This window comes from uncultured Aquimarina sp., assembly GCF_947496855.1.
Lineage (GTDB): Bacteria > Bacteroidota > Bacteroidia > Flavobacteriales > Flavobacteriaceae > Aquimarina.
On record NZ_CANMED010000008.1, the window covers coordinates 278,131 to 297,250 of the forward strand.

Annotated in this window: 18 protein-coding genes; all 18 read right to left on the reverse strand. The window is 32.6% G+C overall.

The genetic code is table 11. The features are described 5' to 3' along the window. Positions 1 to 50: 50 nt before the first annotated feature. Positions 51 to 719, reverse strand: a complete 669-nt coding sequence (locus tag Q0921_RS22755) for a Crp/Fnr family transcriptional regulator (protein ID WP_299261087.1) — start codon at positions 717 to 719, stop codon at positions 51 to 53. 227 nt (positions 720 to 946) lie between these two features. Continuing rightward, entirely contained in the window at positions 947 to 2,392 is a 1,446-nt protein-coding gene (locus Q0921_RS22760) for a nicotinate phosphoribosyltransferase (protein WP_299261089.1), read from the reverse strand. Positions 2,393 to 2,487: 95 nt separating this feature from the next. Continuing rightward, positions 2,488 to 3,633: a hypothetical protein gene (locus Q0921_RS22765; RefSeq protein WP_299261091.1), complete on the reverse strand. Its 1,146-nt coding sequence runs from the start codon at positions 3,631 to 3,633 to the stop codon at positions 2,488 to 2,490. Between the two features lie 84 nt (positions 3,634 to 3,717). Beyond that, on the reverse strand, positions 3,718 to 4,452 hold the full coding sequence (locus Q0921_RS22770) for a metallophosphoesterase family protein (RefSeq protein ID WP_299261093.1): 735 nt from the start codon (positions 4,450 to 4,452) through the stop codon (positions 3,718 to 3,720). A 2-nt stretch (positions 4,453 to 4,454) separates the two neighbouring features. Next, entirely contained in the window at positions 4,455 to 5,375 is a 921-nt protein-coding gene (locus tag Q0921_RS22775) for an ADP-ribosylglycohydrolase family protein (protein ID WP_299261095.1), read from the reverse strand. 61 nt (positions 5,376 to 5,436) lie between these two features. Then, positions 5,437 to 5,988: a 2OG-Fe(II) oxygenase gene (locus tag Q0921_RS22780; RefSeq protein WP_299261096.1), complete on the reverse strand. Its 552-nt coding sequence runs from the start codon at positions 5,986 to 5,988 to the stop codon at positions 5,437 to 5,439. A 63-nt stretch (positions 5,989 to 6,051) separates the two neighbouring features. Then, positions 6,052 to 6,597 carry an RNA 2'-phosphotransferase gene (locus Q0921_RS22785; RefSeq protein ID WP_299261098.1) on the reverse strand — a complete coding sequence of 182 codons (546 nt, stop codon included), beginning with the start codon at positions 6,595 to 6,597 and terminating at the stop codon, positions 6,052 to 6,054. After that, the gene (locus Q0921_RS22790; RefSeq protein ID WP_299261100.1) at positions 6,581 to 7,123 is read right to left on the reverse strand and encodes an LOG family protein; all 543 of its coding nucleotides are present in this window, start codon (positions 7,121 to 7,123) and stop codon (positions 6,581 to 6,583) included. The genes Q0921_RS22785 and Q0921_RS22790 overlap by 17 nt, the downstream gene beginning before the upstream one ends. Continuing rightward, positions 7,120 to 7,629, reverse strand: coding sequence for an O-acetyl-ADP-ribose deacetylase (locus tag Q0921_RS22795; RefSeq protein WP_299261102.1), 510 nt, complete (start codon positions 7,627 to 7,629; stop codon positions 7,120 to 7,122). Before Q0921_RS22795 ends, Q0921_RS22790 begins: the two co-directional genes overlap by 4 nt. Further along, positions 7,626 to 8,261 carry a DUF4291 domain-containing protein gene (locus Q0921_RS22800; protein ID WP_299261104.1) on the reverse strand — a complete coding sequence of 212 codons (636 nt, stop codon included), beginning with the start codon at positions 8,259 to 8,261 and terminating at the stop codon, positions 7,626 to 7,628. Before Q0921_RS22800 ends, Q0921_RS22795 begins: the two co-directional genes overlap by 4 nt. 23 nt (positions 8,262 to 8,284) lie before the next feature. Beyond that, positions 8,285 to 8,833 (reverse strand): NADAR family protein, encoded by a 549-nt coding sequence (locus Q0921_RS22805; RefSeq protein WP_299261106.1) that lies wholly within the window; start codon positions 8,831 to 8,833, stop codon positions 8,285 to 8,287. A gap of 261 nt (positions 8,834 to 9,094) precedes the next feature. After that, on the reverse strand, positions 9,095 to 10,042 hold the full coding sequence (locus Q0921_RS22810) for an ADP-ribosylglycohydrolase family protein (protein ID WP_299261108.1): 948 nt from the start codon (positions 10,040 to 10,042) through the stop codon (positions 9,095 to 9,097). Continuing rightward, positions 10,039 to 10,497, reverse strand: coding sequence for a nucleoside 2-deoxyribosyltransferase domain-containing protein (locus Q0921_RS22815; protein ID WP_299261110.1), 459 nt, complete (start codon positions 10,495 to 10,497; stop codon positions 10,039 to 10,041). The genes Q0921_RS22810 and Q0921_RS22815 overlap by 4 nt, the downstream gene beginning before the upstream one ends. 7 nt (positions 10,498 to 10,504) lie before the next feature. Next, positions 10,505 to 11,329 carry a ribose-phosphate diphosphokinase gene (gene prs / locus Q0921_RS22820; RefSeq protein WP_299261112.1) on the reverse strand — a complete coding sequence of 275 codons (825 nt, stop codon included), beginning with the start codon at positions 11,327 to 11,329 and terminating at the stop codon, positions 10,505 to 10,507. 209 nt (positions 11,330 to 11,538) lie between these two features. Further along, a complete protein-coding gene (locus Q0921_RS22825) occupies positions 11,539 to 12,219 on the reverse strand; it encodes an NUDIX domain-containing protein (protein ID WP_299261114.1) in 681 nt (226 codons plus the stop codon). 98 nt (positions 12,220 to 12,317) lie between these two features. Continuing rightward, the gene (locus Q0921_RS22830) at positions 12,318 to 14,585 is read right to left on the reverse strand and encodes an aconitate hydratase (protein ID WP_299261116.1); all 2,268 of its coding nucleotides are present in this window, start codon (positions 14,583 to 14,585) and stop codon (positions 12,318 to 12,320) included. A gap of 319 nt (positions 14,586 to 14,904) precedes the next feature. Further along, the gene (locus tag Q0921_RS22835; RefSeq protein WP_299261118.1) at positions 14,905 to 17,682 is read right to left on the reverse strand and encodes a bifunctional aconitate hydratase 2/2-methylisocitrate dehydratase; all 2,778 of its coding nucleotides are present in this window, start codon (positions 17,680 to 17,682) and stop codon (positions 14,905 to 14,907) included. A 624-nt stretch (positions 17,683 to 18,306) separates the two neighbouring features. Further along, positions 18,307 to 18,768, reverse strand: a complete 462-nt coding sequence (locus Q0921_RS22840; protein ID WP_299261120.1) for a hypothetical protein — start codon at positions 18,766 to 18,768, stop codon at positions 18,307 to 18,309. Positions 18,769 to 19,120: the final 352 nt, after the last annotated feature.

Consider the following 19,120-nt stretch of genomic DNA (forward strand, 5'->3'; position numbering starts at 1 on the left):
TACTGTAAAAGTAAATTCATAAAACTTTTTAAAATGTTAGGTAGCTAACACTAAGCAACAATTTTTAAACGAATTTCTCTTCTATTAAAATCAATTTGCTTGGATTCTTTTAATTCGTTCATAATGATATTTAATGTTGGACGGGATGTACCAATAAGATTAGCAATATCTCTTTGTGTATATGGATGTTGTATCACTGTATCTCCTGTATTTGGGCAGCAATATCCAAAATCTTCTTTGAGTTCATCAAAGAATTCTAATAATCTAGTTTTAGTGTCTTTAAATAGTAGTAACTGTAATCTTCTTTCGAGACGTTTAAAACGTAAACCAATAAACTTATAAACCTTGAGGCTAAAAGTCTGATTATCGCGCATAAGATCATGCATAGTTTGAACTCCAATTGGACAAATAGAAGTCGTATTATCAACAGATTGAGCAAATTCAGTTCTTCTATCTTCTCCAAGAATTGCCTTTTCTCCAAAAAGCTCTCCTCGGGTTAAGATAGCTTTTACGACTTCCTTGCCATCTTCAGAATAATAACCAATTTTCACTTTCCCTTTTTCGATTAGGTATATTTTATTGGCTGAGTCTTCTTCAAAATAGATGTAATCGCTTTTTTTGTAAGCATCTAAATCGTGATCCTTTTTGTACTTTTTAAATTTATGAGGACATAATACTCTGAAGAGATTTGCATCTTCGAAAAACCAGATTGCACTCATGACGTTTGTGTTTTATTAAGTTAGTTAGATATCAAACTAATGATACTAAGAAGAGTGTCGTAATCCTTGTAGAATTCTTACAAAAAAATTAACAATATTTCTTATTAAGAACGGAATACAGCATCTACGTATTATAATAACAGTTTTCGTAAAGAAAACCCTATATATGTATGCGAAAAACTCCCAAAAGATCAATTTTGAGAGTTTTCATTAATACGCATTATTATTTATGCCAAAATTCGTTTTCGTATAACAGACAGACTTTCATCATTGACCAATTTCCCATCTTTAAAAACTGTCCGAAACAAGCCCTGTTTTTCTTCTTCTAAAGTACATTGATCTTTTAGCGTAATTTCGCCATTAGACTCGTAAAGTTGCATCAATCCTTTTGCAGATTTTTTGGTTCCATCATCCGTAATAGGATCTTTAAAAATTTCTCTTCCCTCTCCATTTACCTCAACATAAGTTGCCTTCATAGCAAATCCAAAAGTATCTCTAGTATTATATTGATAAGTAAAACTTCCTATTCCAAGTACCACATTAGTAGATGCAAAACCTTTTTGTTTTAGTCGTTCACATATCTGTGTAGCTCTATCCATAGTAATACTATCTCCATAGATTGCTCCAATTTTTGGGTTTAGTACTTTGTATCCTTGTTCATTAATGGTTCCTCCAAATTCATCCCAAAGTAATTCGATTACTCCTTTTGCAATTACAGGGTCTTTATGATCGCATCCACATATGATATCTACCGGATCACCAGAATCTGGTCTGATCACTAGTTTACCTTCGCGTTGCATAATTTCATTTTTTAACTTGGGAAGATATTCTGTCAACACCTTCCAGAGATCCCAGGTATCAGAAACCACAGATAATATTCCTGTAGGATATGTCTCTAATAATCTTCTAAAAGTACCAATCTCATCATCTTTACTACCGGCACACATTACACTATGCTCTGTGGCATTAACACTGCCAATTACTAATTCTTTGGTAACATCAGCATTATAATACATTTCATACGCTTTTGCTACTGGTAATGTATCGCTACCTGAAAAAGAAAGTGCGTGACCCATACCACTAAGTATTGCAGATTCTGTACCAGACATTCCTCTCATAGAGAAATCATGACCTTGCCAGGTAATAAATTCCAGATTTTCTTTATCCGTTTCTAAAGCGTACTTACTAAGGATTTTTTGATATTGTTTAGCGATGGTTGCAGAGGTACACGGTTGCCATATGATACTAGAAAGTAAAGTTTCTAAATAATTTGTCAACCAAAAGAATTCTGATTTTGTATTTACTAAGGTAAACATTGGCACTCTTATCGGCACCTCTGTACCTTCTGGCAACGCTTTTATCTCAATTGGTAAAAAGCCTAAATCATGTAATTCTAAAATGTGTTGAATATCATAATCTACACCCAAATAATGATCTACATATTTTTTATATTCTGAAACAACTTCTTCTTTTGGGAGGTCAAAAAAACTTTCATTAAATCTCTTAATCAAATATTCTTTTACAAAATACTGCAACCCAAAAAACACTACATTATCAATTCCTTCTATCCTACTTTTTCTTGGAGTCCAATTAGAATACACTAAGGTAGTTCCATCTGGGTATTGTTCTTTGTGACCTAATTTATAACCGTCTGTTAATAGTAGTGGATTCATATATTTATTATTTTGCGTTAATTATACGCAAATATAATTTTTATTTTGAAATTTAAAAAACAATTAAACCAATTTCTTTTGGATATCTATATATTTTAGTCCTTTTTTATGTTTTTCAGATACTTTTTAAACACTTCCTGAAAACTAACAAGATCTATCTTTTCTTTTTTGACTTCGTTACTGCCGTTATATTCTTCATAATATGAATCGACTTCTTTCTCAAAAAACCGTATCCCTTTTATCACCTCACTATTGTCTCCCGTGATGATGTATCCTCTATATATCTCTGGCTCTTTTGGGCGAACACCCTCTTCTCGCTTCATCTCCATTATAGAAGCCTCTACTAAAGCTTTGAAAAATACTTGTATATTTTCAGAGGTAAATGTTTTAGGCTTATCAAAATAAAAACCTAACAAATCTATTAAATCTAATCTAGAAGGATATTCAATAAAATCACTAGTGCCATAACTATATATATCATTATTTTGATCATATATAAATAACGTACTATTTATTGGTAAGCTTTTGGGTTCACCATTTACAAAATATTTAGACCCTATATGGTTTCCATTTATATCATAAGCAGCCACCCAACCATTGTCTTTTCTTGATAATCGAACTTGCAATTTTTCTCCCACAGTAGCTAATGTAGGTGATCCTATTAGAATAGTATCCGCTACTAAAACCATAGAAGTCCTCTGATAATAGTGCATTGCAAATAAATCAATATGTAATTCTGTAATTTTATAATTCTCTATTTTCTTAGAAAACATTGTAGAAGATTCTTCTTCGTATTCATATCCATTTATTATTTGACCATTTTCATAAACGGACTTGATATTTAATTTTGGTTTATATAAATCTTTCGTATAGGCCTCATAGTATTCTTCATTCATTACCTCTCCGTCTTTTTCTTGAAAACCTTCTTTTTCTGTGTTTTCTACTCCCAATGTCATTTGATAGATGTCAAGAGAATATTGAAATTTTGCTTCTCCATTCTCATAATAATCAACTCTAGGAAACTCTTTATTTCCTTTTGAAAAATATCCTTGATAAGGTTTGCCCTCCTTATAAATACCTTTATAGGTTTTCTGAGGTTTCTCGATAATAACAAAAGAATCATATTCAATAAAATCTTCCATGTTTTGAGAATTTACAGGATTAGAGAAAAGAATGTAGAATACTAAAAGAAAAGGAATTTTGATATAATAATTGATTGTATATCCTAATGGAAATTTCACAGTTTTTATTTTTAGTGTTTCGAATCACAAAAATCGTCACTTTTATCTATAAAAATCACCCTGTTTTCAGGTAAATACAAATGGTTAGTTTCGTCCTTTTTCATTAGAATATAAAGTAGGTAGTGGATCACTTTGCCAGAATTCTTTGCTATCAATATCTAGTATAGTTAGTTTTCCTTTAAAAGCTGCTCCGGTATCGATATTCCATAGGTTATGTGCTTTTATTGGTGTCGATATTTTATATTCTGTAGTTGGGGTATGACCTATATAAATTTCTTTATAATGATTAAATCGTTTTGGAGAAGTAAGCATATCCTCTAAAGTTTTTTCTTCTACTTTATCCGCCAATAACGCTGCTTCCCATAAAGTTCTGTCCCAATAATAGTTTGATTCATATTCTTCTTTTCCAACTCCATGCATAGAAGTAAATCCGGCATGTATGAAGAGTCTATTTTCTGAATCTATATAGTAATTCTGTAGTTCTTTAAAAAATTGCTTGTGTTCATTACTAGTTAGCAACCCAGATTGAATATAACTATCTATTGTTTCTTTCCCTCCGTGAGCTAACCAAACTGGATTGGTAGCTCCATCATCTAGCCATAAACCACACCACAAATCATGATTTCCTCTAATAAAAATACACTCATTGGATATTGAAAGATCTATTAATTTCTGAATGGTTTCTGCAGATTCACTCCATCCATCAACATAATCTCCAAGAAAGATCAACGCGTCCTCTGGGGTTACTTTAGCTCTCTCCAAGATCTGCATTAATGCTTTGTAGCCTCCGTGAATATCTCCAATTACTAGTGTTCTCATTATTAAAGTATTTTTTCTGCTAACCTCTTCACATGAGTATTTAACCAATCATATTCTGGTAACTTCTCCAATTTTTCTTTGAACAAAAAGGGTATTTCATCTATCCCTAAGTAGGCTCCACAGATTTGTCCAGTAATAGAACAGTTAGTATCTGTATCTCCTTCACTTTCTATGATCTCATCAAAAATAAAACTGATATGTTTATTTTTAATTTTGCTAGCTGCGAAAATGCAGAAAGGAACAGAATTTACAACATAACCATTGTTTCCGAACTTATTTGCAGCTTCTATTATGGAAATATTATTTTCTAAATCACTTAACTCAAAAATCCGTTCACGAACATTTGAGCTAGGAAGTCGATCCGCAACCAATCTGAGTAAACTAGTATTATTTAACCAATTTCCATTTAGAATAGTTTTAATTGAAATAATTATTGCAAGTGCTCCAATATATGCTTCTGAATTGTTATGTGTAATTGAGCAAATTTCTTCTATTTTATTTCTTGTAATAGTATCAAAAAACGCCAGAGGAGCAATTCGCATTGCCGCTCCATTTCCCGCAGCGTACTCACCTCTTCTTCCTGTTTGACTCCAATCCATACCTATTTGGAGCTCTTGAAAAGCCTTCAAAGTAGAAGCTCCTATGCCCCGAATTATTCCTTTTGAAAAATAATCAATAAAATACTTAGATAATAATTCTGGTTTTAATTCCTGATTTTTTAATAATGCCTCACAAGTTATTATCGTTAATTGTGTGTCATCAGTAATTCTCCATTCCGGTAGTTTAAACTTTGGTTTTCCAAACGGATAGAAAGTTTTATCATCTAATGGGTTTTTTGAAATATTTTCAAATCCACTTCCCATAGCATCCCCAATTGCACCCAAAAACATAGACCCCAGAAACCTCTCTTTTTTAGTAATCATAGGCATTTGATATTTTATTGATCAACAGTTTTCATAAACAATACACCAATTACCAGTGTTCTCATTCGGCCAATTTATATATAATATCAGTTCTCAATACATACTTTGTTCCTGATACTATCGGTTTTCCTTCATGACGTAACGGATGATGAAACACTAGGGCATCACCTAGTTTAGGTATGATTGTTACTCCGTTTTCAAAAAAAGTCTCTCCACCTTCAAAATTTTCATTGAGATATATCAAAAACGAGAAGAAACTACATTCCTTTTCATTTCTTTCATAACTACCATCTTTATGCATTTTAAAACGCTGTCCTTCTTCGTACTTGTAAATCCGAAACATTTCATTTAAGTCATTCGCTTTGTAAGCTCCAAAATCTAATAGTATATAAGGCTTAATTTTATCCCAAATTTTATCTGCCAATCTTTGATCTTTAAACATGATTCGCTGATTATTCCGAATCCCTTTGACTTTAACCTGTCGTCCATCAATAGAAACTTTAGCTTCTTCGAATGAAACTTGTTCTCCTTTCTCTATAAAATGATCACACATTTCTTTTGAAAGAAAATTCTCAATTAAAAATATTTCTGGATGTAGTATATTTTTGATCATTTGATTTCTTTAACTGTATATGAAGACCTGTCAGGTTTTGAAAACCTGACAGGTCTAACTCCGTTATCCTTTAAATTCAATATATTCTGGAGCTACAGTATCTGTTAACCAAACTCCATTATCCGATTGATAAAACTCAATACCGTTACGATTCATATCTCCAGATCGAACCGTGAGTATTATTGGCACTCCTCTTCTGGAGCCTACTTTCATCGCTGTTTCTAATTCTTCACTAAGATGTACATGATGTCTACTCATTTTTAGCAAACCTTTTCTTCGTATATCTTCTCTAAATTTACCTACCGTACCGTGATATAAAAATTCTGGTGGGTGAACAGCAGTATACTCCAAATCCACTTTTATAGAATGTCCTTGATTCGCTCTTATTTTGGTTTTGTCTTCATTAAATGCAAAACGCTTTTTGTCATTAGTAGCAACAACTTCTTTTAGCGTTTCTAACGTTAGTTTATTACGATGTTTATTCGCTTTACTTATTAGTTCATTTACATCTGCCCAACCGTTTTCATCTAATTGTAATCCAATCTTTCCTGGATTGTGCCTAAGAATTAGGCTTAAAAATTTACTTATTTGTTTAGTATTTGTTTTCATTTTCTTTAATAATTCTTTTCAATTCGTCATAATCCGAAAGAACCATAAATAAGTTGTGTTCATATTTCGGTATGATATTTAATTTTAATGAATCGACGATTGTATTCCAAAAATCACCTATAAAATATACTTTAGGTCTATTAGTTACCTCTTCTTTTCTAATAATATCTAATGTCAAAAACACTTCTGATAATGTTCCTATACCTCCTTTTTGAATAATAAAAAGATCTGTTTTATCAATTAATATTTTTAATCTTTGATAAAGATTTTCTGTTACGATTGTTTCAGTTAGAAAATCATTCCCTTTTACAGAACCTACCTGTTTACAAGTAATTCCAACGGCTTTCCCCCCTACACCAGTAATACCTTTAGACACGGCTTCCATCATGCCTCCGTATCCACCATTCTTTACCACATACCCTCTTTCACCTAATAAAGCACCTATTTTTATGGTTTCTTTATATTCTTTACTATTACGATCCTTACCTGATCCTCCAAATAATGCTGCATATTTTATCTCTTTCATATCCTTAATAATTTATCATACAGATTATAATTCTCTTCATCAAAGCAAACAAAAATTACTTCTTCTATTTGCTCTTGATTAAAACTCCTAACTGTTTCAATAGCAATCTTAGCTGCTAATTTTTTTGGAAACTTATAGATTCTTGTACTAATATTCGGAAAAGCAATTGTTTTAATATCGTTTTCAATTGCTAATCTTAAAGCATTGGTATAACAATTAGCTAACAGACTTTCTTTATCTTCTCCTCTATTATTCCATACAGGTCCTACTGTATGAATTACATATTTAGTAGGAAGATTTCCTGCTGTAGTAATAACTGCTTTACCTGGATTACATTTTCCTTGAGTAGCTCTAATTTTTCTACACGCTTCTAAAATTTCTGAACCACCTTTTCTATGAATCGCACCATCAACTCCACCACCGCCTAATAAAGAAGTATTAGCTGCATTGACGATAACATCTACTTTTATTGTAGTAATATCAGATTTAAGTACTTTTAGTTTCATTTTAACTTTAAATATGTATTCAACTTCTCATTCTTCAGAATCAATGGCTGTTCTAAAGGTGTTACTAGTTCTTCTAAGTTATTAGATTTTACCAATGCATATTGTTCTTTCACAAATTGTGAGATATCTTCTATCTCCAATATATCTTCGGACGCATACGATTTTATAAATTCCTTCCTTAATCCTATCTGAATTGCTCTTCTTTCCAATTTAGCTCCATAGGGATCGTGATCAGGATCCCATTGCAGCCTTACATCAGAATTAGTAACATCCTCTTGCCAAGCTTCATAAGATGTATATAATTCAGGTTTAAATGAAGAGTACACCGCGTTACTTAGGTAACTTTCGAAAGCCTCACGCTTTAGATGTATTGCTAACACGACCTCTTGTCCTTCTTTGGTTCCCCATCCATTGCGATACATCATCCAAAGAAAATTAGGCTTAATCCAAGTCATTCTTTCTAAACTAAATGGGCTTCCAAAAAATTGATTTTGAGCTGCAAAATTTCCAATAGCAGGTCTATATGATTGATATACCACTATTTTATCATCATCATATTGCGCCATAATATGGTATCCTTGTTGTGGCCAGTTTTCTTCTTGTTCTTTATAGTTTGTTATTTCTAGTTTCATTTTAAATAATTTTTAAATGTCCATCAAGGACTCAACATATCCCTCACTTCCATCAGGGCAAAACCTAATAAGTTTTGGCCTCTCCATAAATTGGGATTTTGCGCTTTTTCGTTTGCTTGTCCCATTCCTATTCCCCATATGCGATCTCTTGGACTTGCTTCTACAATAATTCTTTTCTTTGTATTCAACAAAAACTGTTTCTGTTCTTCATCTTGAGAAAACTTATGATAGTTTCCTTTTTTAACAATCTCATATTTATGAGCATCCCATATCTTAGGATCAAAGTTTTTAACCTTTCTTCCTAATTGTTTAGCTTCCATTGGGTGATTGCAGTCAATAACCTCTCTTTCTATTAAAGGATCTTTAAACAGTCTTGCTTTTTCTGCCATCATCCAATGTTCTGCTGTTTTGTAGATAACTCCTTCTACTTCGAAGGATTGATTCCACCATTGACTAAAACAGCTTTTACCTATACTACCATCCTTATTAGGTGTATGTCCCCAGAAGAACATATATTTCAAAGTCTTTCCTCTATTAAATTGTTCTTGTATGTTTTGTAATGTGTATTTCATTTTTTCTTTTTTATTCTTCTTTTCTTTTTTGCATTGCCCAAAAAAGAAACATAAAAGTCTAGTCTTATGATATTTCAACTAAAAATATCGCTCTCTTCTCTAAATTAAATTAAAACGTCTTTGTATTGCTGAGCAATTTGTTTTCAGAGAAAAAAGACAGCTTTCAAATTAACTTTCAAATCATCACAAATTTAATTTTACGTTTCGTTCACTTCATTTTTTACGTTGAAATTTCAGTAGGACGTTTCAGTAATTTCTTGATTAATTCAAACTTTCATTAAATCGTTCTATCAAATCTTCAATATCCTCGAATCTTGCCAACTGAAATCTCCATGTTTCCGGAATAGTTTCATACCCAAAATACAACCCTGCCAATCCACCCGTTACAGCAGCTGTTGTATCTGTATCTTCTCCTAGATTAACTGCTTTTAAAACTGCTTCTTCATAAGATTCTGAATTAAGTAAACACCAAAAAGAAGCTTCTAAGGTTCTCAATACATATCCGGTTCCTTTGATATTAAATCTGTCTTGTTTACTAATATCTTCTTCCAAAATTCTTGCAAAAAGGCTTACCTCTTTAGGATTAAAATCATTTTCAATCGCAAAATCTAATATTGGTTTTTTAATAGCTTCATAGGCTTCAAATTTATCTTTACCATTTAAAAGTAATAAGGCATATTCCACATAAATAAAACAAGAAAAAACAGACCTTAGATGACCATGTGTTATTGACGAAACTCTTTTGACAAGATCATATCTAACATTAATATCGCCTTCATCTTTTAGAAAATATATCAATGGTAATATCCTCATCAAAGATCCATTTCCATTAGAGTATTCATCTAAACCGCCACATAAATCAGGTGTCATCCCTCTTTTATATTGATAAATTGCATTTTTGGTTGTTATCCCAATATCAAAAACAAATCCTCTTGGCGTCCATAGGTTTTCATAAAACCAAGCTGCAAATTTAGAAGCGATATCCTCCAAATCATATCCATCACATAAACTATCTATCAGACAAAAAGTTAATGAACTATCATCAGACCAAGTTCCTTCTGGTTGATTATGTGTGCCATACCCGATCATATCCTGAGCAGGTCTTTTATCCATTTGATCTCTATCCAAAAACTCGTATGGGACTCCTAATGCATCTCCAACCGCTACACCGAATATTCCTCCTTTTATTTGTTCTAATAAATTTTTCATTCCAATCTCTTCTTTACCTCATTAATCAAATCTTCTAAACCAATAACTTGTTGTACTTCATATCGCTCACAAACTACATCTACATTTCCTTTTCTCCAGAATCCATCTGGACAACAAACAATTAGTTTTCTACTTCTAGCAAATAACCCCAATTCTAAAAGTGTAATGGGTGACTTGGTATTTTTATCAAAGTACATTATGACCATATCAGATTTTTCTAATGCTTCTAATTCCCAATTCACCTGTTCTTTAAAAACAGGATTGCCTATTTCTTGCTTCCAACTAACATCCCAACTTGCCCTTCTAGGGTTTAGTAAGGTTATGTTTTCTTCTGATAGTACTTTGATAATTTTATTCTGCCATCTTTCTGCAACACCTACTTCAATACTTCCTGCTAAAAAAACACTTACATTTTTATCTAGTTCTATTTTTGTTGGTGCTGTGATTACTTTCATTGTTTTATTATTTTATCACTGAAAACTGTACAACTTTTTCCTCTTTTATATCTCTAAAAGAATTCGTAGTAAACACAATATCAAATGACTTGTTTAATTCCTCAAAGCCTTTACTAAAAATCCCGTGGCTTACCACTAAACTTAACTTTCCGGCATTCTTTTCTTTTAGTGCTGTTGCTAACCCTAAAAATGTTCCTCCTCCATCACAAATATCATCTACAATTACACAGTGTTTTCCTTTCAGATCTTCTTCATACACTCTAAACCCCGAGAGTTTTCCTGTTTTCACATCTCTCTTTTTAGAACATTCTACTACTTCTATTCCTCCTAAATATTCTGATACTTTATAGATTTTCTTTAGAGCTCCACCATCTGGAGATATTAACACCACCGCTTCATTAATCTGATCTAAACATTCTTTTACATATTCATAATTTTCAATCACTTTTACATTATTCAACAAAGCTGGAGTCACCTCTGAGTGCGGATCAAAAACCATCACCTGATTGTATTTTTGGGCATTTATAACATCAGCATACACTTTTACACTTAAAGACTCTCCACTAACCATTACTCTATCTTGCCTAGCAGCAGGAAAATATGGAATCAACACATTAATTAATTTCACATCCATTCTACGCAATGCATCTGTAGCAACTAATAATAAACCGACATCATTAAATGAATTCAATCTATGTGTAATTGTCACTTCTTTTCCTATAGACTTCTCAGAGATTTTGATGTGTGGCTCACCACCATTAAAAACAAAAGAGGCAAACGCGATTGATTTATTAAAAGGAGTGAATGACGGATCTAAATGTAAATACTGCATAATTGTGTTATTTTTACGCAAATATAAAACAGATCAATATACTGACAAAACATTTTGCGTAAAAAACACATTAAAAAATTAATTTAATAAATTTCTAATAGGTAGAATTATTTAACCCAGTCATCTTTCTAAAACAAGATTGCCTTAGAAAACAACCTTCCTTTACAAAGAAAGAAAGCGCTATTCTAGTTATTATTATCTGTGGATGGCTACTTTATATCAAAAAGAAAACCTTCTTCTTTAAGCTTAAAGTATTGTTTTTGATTAAATTTGAACAGATTTGCTGGCCTTCCTCTTCCTTCGGAGATTTTTTCTTTTAGCTCTTCTAAAATTCCAAAACTTAGAATTTTTTTTCTAAAATTTCTTCGATCGATTTGCTTATCGAGAATCGTCATATATAGTTTCTCTAAATCTGAAAACAGAAATTTATCTGCCAACAAATCAAAACCTATAGGTTCATAAGTCAGTTTATCACGTAACCTCTTCTTAGCGATATCTAGTATTGCGGCATGATCAAAAGCTAACTCAGGAAGTTCATTGATATCAAACCAAGCAACATCATTAGCATCAGTATCTGCTTTTATAGTATGATGTTCAGGTTTAACTAAACCAAAATACGTAATACTGACCACTCTGTTTCTCGGATCTCTGCCAGGTTTACCAAAAGAATATAATTGTTCTAAATAATCCGCAGTAACATTTGTCTCCTCTTTAAGCTCACGCTGTACAGCATCTTCCAGACTTTCATTTTCTAACACCAAACCACCTGGTAAGGCCCAAGAATTCTTAAACGGCTCTATATCTCTTTTAATTAAAAGCACATGTAGTGCTTTATCTCTATATCCAAAGACTACTGCATCTACCGCTACTTTAATATTTTGGCGTATCATATACGCAAATTTACGAAATTCTAATTTTTAACAAAACAAAAACTCCTGAAGAATAGTCTTCAGGAGTTTTCTAATAATTTATCTTTTCTATGTAAAGCTTAAGCGTTTTGCTTTTTGATTAAATTTAAAGCAGAACCTTCTTTAAACCATTCTATTTGAGAATCGTTATACGTATGATTTACTTCGATCACATCTTTAGAACCATCCACGTGAACAAATTCGATACTCAATGTTTTTCCTGGCGCAAAAGCATTTAAATCCAAGAAATTGATCGTATCATCTTCCTGAATTTTATCATAATCTGATTCATTAACAAACGTTAATCCTAACATACCTTGCTTCTTAAGGTTCGTTTCATGTATACGAGCAAATGACTTAACAATTACTGCAACCACTCCTAAGTGTCTTGGTTCCATTGCTGCGTGCTCACGAGAAGAACCTTCTCCATAATTATGATCACCAACTACTATTGTAGGAATACCTGCTGCTTTATAAGCTCTTGCAGTATCCGGCACACCACCAAATTCTCCATCTAATTGATTTTTAACAAAGTTTGTCTTTTTTCCAAAAGCATTAACAGCCCCTATTAAACAGTTATTGGATATATTATCTAAATGCCCTCTATAACGCAACCAAGGACCTGCCATAGAAATGTGATCTGTAGTACATTTTCCAAAAGCTTTGATTAACAGCTTTGCTCCTTTTATTTCATCACCTATTGGCTCAAAAGGAGTTAATAACTGAAGCCTTTCTGATGTTGGGCTTACATTAATCTGTACTCCACTACCATCTTCTACCGGTGCTAAATATCCCGCATCTTCTACTTCAAAACCTTTGGGAGGTAATTCCCATCCAGTTGGCTCATCAAACATCACTTCTTCTCCATCTTCATTAAGCAATTTATCTGTTAAAGGATTAAAGTCTAAACGTCCAGAAACAGCAATAGCAGCAGTTAATTCTGGAGATGCTACAAAAGCATGTGTATTAGGATTTCCATCCGCGCGTTTCGCAAAGTTTCTATTAAAAGAGTGAACGATACTATTTTTCGGAGCATTTTTAGGATCACTGTATCGAGCCCATTGACCAATACAAGGTCCACAAGCATTGGTAAATATCTTGGCATCTAATTTTTCGAATATCCCAAGAATACCATCTCTCTCTGCTGTGTATCTCACTTGTTCAGAACCCGGATTAATTCCTAGCTCTGATTTCATTTTTAGGCCTTTATCAAGTGCTTGTTGTGCAATGGAAGAGGCACGTGATAAATCTTCATAAGAAGAATTCGTACATGAACCAATTAATCCCCATTCCACCTGCAACGGCCAGTCATTAGCTTTTGCTTTCTCCGTCATACTAGTACCAACCTCTGTTGATAGATCTGGAGTAAATGGTCCATTTAATAACGGCCCAAGTTCTGATAAATTAATTTCTATCACCTGATCAAAATATTGTTCAGGATTTGCATATACTTCTGGATCTGCTGTTAAATGTTCTTTTACTTTGTTAGCAGCGTCTGCTACTTCAGCTCTTTCCGTAGCTCGTAAATAACGTTCCATGGATTCATCATAACCAAATGTAGATGTTGTTGCGCCAATTTCAGCTCCCATATTACAAATAGTTCCTTTTCCAGTGCAAGACATTGAAGTTGCTCCTGGTCCAAAATATTCTACAATAGCATCGGTCCCACCTTTAACTGTAAGAATTTCTGCTACTTTTAAAATCACATCTTTTGGTGCTGTCCAACCAGATAGTTCACCTGTTAATTTTACACCTATCAATTTAGGAAATTTTAATTCCCAGGGCATTCCTGCCATTACATCCACAGCATCAGCTCCACCTACACCAATTGCGACCATTCCTAATCCTCCTGCATTTACAGTATGAGAATCTGTACCAATCATCATACCTCCCGGAAATGCATAATTTTCTAATACTACCTGATGTATAATACCTGCTCCTGGTTTCCAAAACCCAATTCCATATTTATCAGATACGGATTCCAAGAAATTAAATACTTCACTACTGGTATTCATAGCAGATTGTAAATCTTTATCAGCACCAACTTTGGCTTGAATTAAATGATCACAGTGCACTGTAGTTGGAACTGCAACCTTCTTTTTTCCAGCTTGCATAAATTGCAATAACGCCATCTGAGCAGTTGCATCCTGACACGCAATTCGGTCTGGTGCAAAATCAACATAATCTTTACCCCTTGTAAACGCTTTTTTACTTTTACCATCCCAAAGATGTGAGTACAAAATTTTCTCTGCTAATGTTAAAGGTTTTCCAGTTACTTCGCGAGCAGCGTCTACTCTTTCGGCAACTTGAGCATACACCTTTTTTATCATATCGATATCGAATGCCATATAGTTGTATTTTATGTATTTTCGTTATTCTTTATTTAAGTATTCCAAGATACGAAATATCGAATGACTACGAAAAGAGTATCGAGAATATAGAATGATTATAAAAAGTATTCTATATTGTTAAAAATGAATAGCATGCAAACTAAAAAAATCTACACTTGATATTAAGAGAAAGTAATTAATTTTAAGATTGGTTATTGTAACAAACTATTCCATATCAAAAAGTTTATTTCAGAACTCAAAATACCCTTCGTTAAAGCCACAAAAAAAAGCCTTAGTACAAATTATACTAAGGCTTTTAAACTACTATATATTTTAATTACATAACCAACTGTTTCTGAGACGGTTTAAACTTAGTTAACACAATACCATCAACAGCAGCTTCATATTCTTCCATGGTTGGTGTTCTACCTAAAATTGTAGATAACACTACTACTGGTGTAGAAGACAATAAAGATTCTCCTTTTTTACCATCAGTATCTCTAACAACTCTTCCTTGGAATAAACGTGTAGAAGTAGCCATCACCGTGTCTCCTGGTTCAGCTTTTTCCTGGTTACCCATACATAAGTTACATCCAGGACGTTCTAAGTATAGCATATTCTCATACTTCGTACGTGCTAAACCTTTTGGTGCATTATCATCAAACTCAAAACCAGAATATTTCACTAAAACATCCCAATCACCTTCTGCTTTTAACTCATCTACAATATTATATGTTGGAGGAGCAACAACTAAAGGTGCATTGAACACAACTTCTCCTTGTTTTTTCTCAATGTTTTTTAACATTTGAGCTAAAATTTTCATATCTCCTTTATGAATCATACAAGAACCGATAAAACCTAAGTCAACTTTTTTAGTTCCTCGGTAAAAAGATAATGGTTGAATGTTATCGTGCGTATAACGCTTAGACACATCTTCATTATTTACATCTGGATCAGCAATCATTGGCTCAACAATCTTATCTAGATCAATAACAACTTCAGCATAATATTTAGCGTCTGAATCTGGTTTTAATGCTGTTTTAGTTCCTGTTTTAATTTCAATGATACGGTTATTTGCTTTATCAACTAATCCTTTAAGATCTTGCTTTGGGTTATCCATACCCTTATCAATCATAATTTGAATACGATCTCTTGAGATTTCTAATGACTCGATTAACGTATCATCTTCTGAAATACAGATAGATGCTTTTGCTTTCATTTCAGCAGTCCAATCTGTAAACGTAAATGCTTGATCAGAAGTTAATGTACCAATATGTACTTCTATAATTTTTCCTTGGAAAACATTTTCACCTTCAAACTGATTTAACATCTGCTCTTGAGTAGCGTGAACCACATCACGGAAATCCATATAAGATTTCATTTCCCCTTTAAAAGTAACCTTTACAGACTCTGGAATTGGCATAGTAGCCTCTCCTGTAGCTAATGCTAAAGCAACTGTTCCTGAATCAGCTCCAAAGGCAACACCTTTTGCCATACGTGTGTGTGAATCTCCACCTATGATTACGTCCCAATCATCAACTGCAATATCATTTAATACTTTATGAATTACATCTGTCATTGCATGATATTTCCCTTCAGGGTGACGCGCAGTAACTAATCCGAAGTCATTCATAAACTTCATTAATCTAGGAATGTTAGCTTTTGACTTATCATCCCATACAGAAGCCGTATGACATCCTGACTGATACCCTGTATCTACAATTGGAGAAATAACTGTAGCAGCCATCATCTCTAATTCTTGAGAAGTCATTAAACCTGTAGTATCCTGAGAACCTACAATATTTACTTCAACTCTAACATTAGAACCTGCATGTAATGTTTTACCTGGTGTAGTTCCGACTGCATTCCTGTTAAAAATTTTCTCAACAGCAGTTAATCCTTGTCCTTCTATAGAAACTTCTTTTGAAGTAGCGTACACTTGAGGAACATTTATTCCTAAAACTTTACAAGCAAATGTTTGTAATTTCTTTCCAAAAACAACAGCATAAGAACCTCCTGCTTTTATAAACTCCATTTTTGGTGGCGTTAAAGCTGTAGAGATATCTTTCAATTCTTTGTCTCCGTTATACAATTTCTTAGTTTTTGTATTTATAGTAAGTACAGTACCTGTAGCTACAGAATACTCTTCTTTTAATATGGCTTCTCCATCTTCATCAACAATAGTATTTCCTTCAGCATCTTTTTGCTTGACCCAGTTCTTTAAGTCAATACCAATACCACCAGTTACTCCAACTGTTGTTAAGAAAATTGGTGCAATTCCATTGGTACCAGCAATTACTGGAGCAAAATTAATAAATGGCACATATTTACTAAAAGGAACACCTGTCCATAATGCCACGTTATTCACACCAGACATTCTAGAAGATCCTACTCCCATAGTTCCTTTATCGGCAATTAACATTACACGCTTGTTAGGGTGTTTTTCTTTTAATACCAATAATTCATTCTGCATATCTTTGTTATGCTCAAACATACATTGACCGTGTAACTCACGATCTGATCTTGAATGCGCATCTGCTCCCGGAGATAATAAATCTGTAGAAATATCACCGACACCTGCAACAAAAGTTACAATTTCTATTTCTTCATCAACATCTGGTAGCTTTGTAAAGAATTCTGCTTGCGCATAACTCTCCATTAATTCTTTTGCAATAGCGTTACCTGCTTTGTAAGCTTTTTCTAATTTCTCTGTGTCTGCCTCATATAAAAACACCTGTGTTTTTAACACTTTAGCAGCTTCATTAGCTATATAAGTATCATTTCCTAAAGCTAAATCTAATAACACTTCAACGGAAGGACCACCTTTCATGTGAGACAATTGCTCAAAAGCAAAAGCAGGGGTAACTTCTTCAACTACAGTTTCACCAAGAATAATCTCTTTTAAGAATTTCGCCTTTACACCAGCTGCGCTGGTTGTTCCAGGTAAAACATTATAGATAAAAAAGTTAAGAGAGTCATCACGATATGCATTATTGTTATCTTTAATTTGCGAAATAATTTCGCTTAATAACTCAGCTCCATCGATTGGCTTAGGGTGTAACCCAAGGGATTTTCTTTCTTCGATCTCCCTGATGTAATCATTGTAAGTGTTCATAGTACGTAATAGAATTCTTTCCTGGTTTAATATAAATGTTTGGAAAACGATAAATTTCTCCTACTTGTCAATAATAGAAAAAGCCTTATTTTTTTGTTACATAATGACAAGCTATACATTATGTAGTGAAATTATGGTAGTCCTTACATCTTTTCAACATTCTTATTTACTTCGAATTTTAAAAAAATATCACTATAATTTTCTATAATCATAGTAATAGTATATTCTCGATTAAGCAACAGTATTTGAGTTTCTATAACTTAGACTCAGACCTTCTTAATATATCCATATTGAGAGCAATATTGCTTTATAATATGTATTGAAAAGTCTGACGAAAATACAAATTATAAAGGATTTTATTAAATGAATAGGGTTAATAATCCTTTTTTACATATTTAAAAAAAATATTGTATTTATTTGTAGAAATCATCAAATATAGAACGTATAAAATAGTAATCGTATAAAAAAATATCTAATATTTTAACTGCCTTCCTTAAGAATTACGAAAACGTTATAGTGATTTATTAAATTATTCAATCAAAAACATTCATTTTTTGTAGTAAAACATAAAAAAAGTGAAGTTTTATCAACATCACTTTTAATAAACGTGGTAAACTATATTTACTAATCCTTTTTATTTCCTTTCTCAGATCCAGAACCTCTCTTCTTCTTTTTTCTCTTTATTTCTGAATATTTTTTTAGTTGTTCATTACTAAGAGATGCTTCGAATTTGCTTTTCTCAGCCTTCATTTTCTCTTTTTGTGATTTTTTCATTTCTTTCTGAGCATCACTTAAAGTTGACTTTAACGCTTTATGCTTTCCTTTTCTAGAAAGATCTTCATTTTGAACAATTGCTAATTGCTCTTCCGTGTAGGTCGCTTTCCACGTTTCTTTATGTTCAGTGCGTAACTGTCTTTGATATTCTAATTGTGCTTTTTGATCTTCCGAAAGACTTTCGTTAAACTCTTTCCTTAATTCTCTTTTTTGCTTGTGACCTTCTCTTCTATCGCTTACATCATCTGATTGGGCTGATACCGTCATAACTCCCAAAAACATGATCATTATGTATATTATACTATATTTCATTTATCTATTTTTCTAAATTATTCAACTTTGTTTTTAATGAACGTTCAATACTAAGACTGATCTAAATAAAAAAGGTTTAATTGAGAAATAAAAATATATTAAGATGTTGTATTTCGTACAATCCTACATACACATTACATTCAGACTACTCTATTGAAATGAAAACATTTAACTCAGGCTTTACAATTTCCTTACAAACCCTTAAAACTGAATTAAAGAAATGTTAAAAATGGGGTTATTTCCCCTTATCCTCTTATTTTCGCCAACTGAAAATTGAAAATATCTGGTGATGATTTTCCCCAAGTATTCATTACCTAAAAATTCAATTGTTCATAATTGCAAAAGCCCATTT

Bases quoted from the DNA above. Each gene is read 5' to 3' on its own strand.
- Q0921_RS22755 (WP_299261087.1), bottom strand. From the start codon at position 719: ATGAGTGCAATCTGGTTTTTCGAAGATGCAAATCTCTTCAGAGTATTA.
- Q0921_RS22760 (WP_299261089.1), bottom strand. From the start codon at position 2,392: ATGAATCCACTACTATTAACAGACGGTTATAAATTAGGTCACAAAGAA.
- Q0921_RS22770 (WP_299261093.1), bottom strand. From the start codon at position 4,452: ATGAGAACACTAGTAATTGGAGATATTCACGGAGGCTACAAAGCATTA.
- Q0921_RS22775 (WP_299261095.1), bottom strand. From the start codon at position 5,375: ATGATTACTAAAAAAGAGAGGTTTCTGGGGTCTATGTTTTTGGGTGCA.
- Q0921_RS22780 (WP_299261096.1), bottom strand. From the start codon at position 5,988: ATGATCAAAAATATACTACATCCAGAAATATTTTTAATTGAGAATTTT.
- Q0921_RS22785 (WP_299261098.1), bottom strand. From the start codon at position 6,597: ATGAAAACAAATACTAAACAAATAAGTAAATTTTTAAGCCTAATTCTT.
- Q0921_RS22790 (WP_299261100.1), bottom strand. From the start codon at position 7,123: ATGAAAGAGATAAAATATGCAGCATTATTTGGAGGATCAGGTAAGGAT.
- Q0921_RS22795 (WP_299261102.1), bottom strand. From the start codon at position 7,629: ATGAAACTAAAAGTACTTAAATCTGATATTACTACAATAAAAGTAGAT.
- Q0921_RS22800 (WP_299261104.1), bottom strand. From the start codon at position 8,261: ATGAAACTAGAAATAACAAACTATAAAGAACAAGAAGAAAACTGGCCA.
- Q0921_RS22805 (WP_299261106.1), bottom strand. From the start codon at position 8,833: ATGAAATACACATTACAAAACATACAAGAACAATTTAATAGAGGAAAG.
- Q0921_RS22810 (WP_299261108.1), bottom strand. From the start codon at position 10,042: ATGAAAAATTTATTAGAACAAATAAAAGGAGGAATATTCGGTGTAGCG.
- Q0921_RS22815 (WP_299261110.1), bottom strand. From the start codon at position 10,497: ATGAAAGTAATCACAGCACCAACAAAAATAGAACTAGATAAAAATGTA.
- prs (WP_299261112.1), bottom strand. From the start codon at position 11,329: ATGCAGTATTTACATTTAGATCCGTCATTCACTCCTTTTAATAAATCA.
- Q0921_RS22825 (WP_299261114.1), bottom strand. From the start codon at position 12,219: ATGATACGCCAAAATATTAAAGTAGCGGTAGATGCAGTAGTCTTTGGA.
- Q0921_RS22830 (WP_299261116.1), bottom strand. From the start codon at position 14,585: ATGGCATTCGATATCGATATGATAAAAAAGGTGTATGCTCAAGTTGCC.
- Q0921_RS22835 (WP_299261118.1), bottom strand. From the start codon at position 17,682: ATGAACACTTACAATGATTACATCAGGGAGATCGAAGAAAGAAAATCC.
- Q0921_RS22840 (WP_299261120.1), bottom strand. From the start codon at position 18,768: ATGAAATATAGTATAATATACATAATGATCATGTTTTTGGGAGTTATG.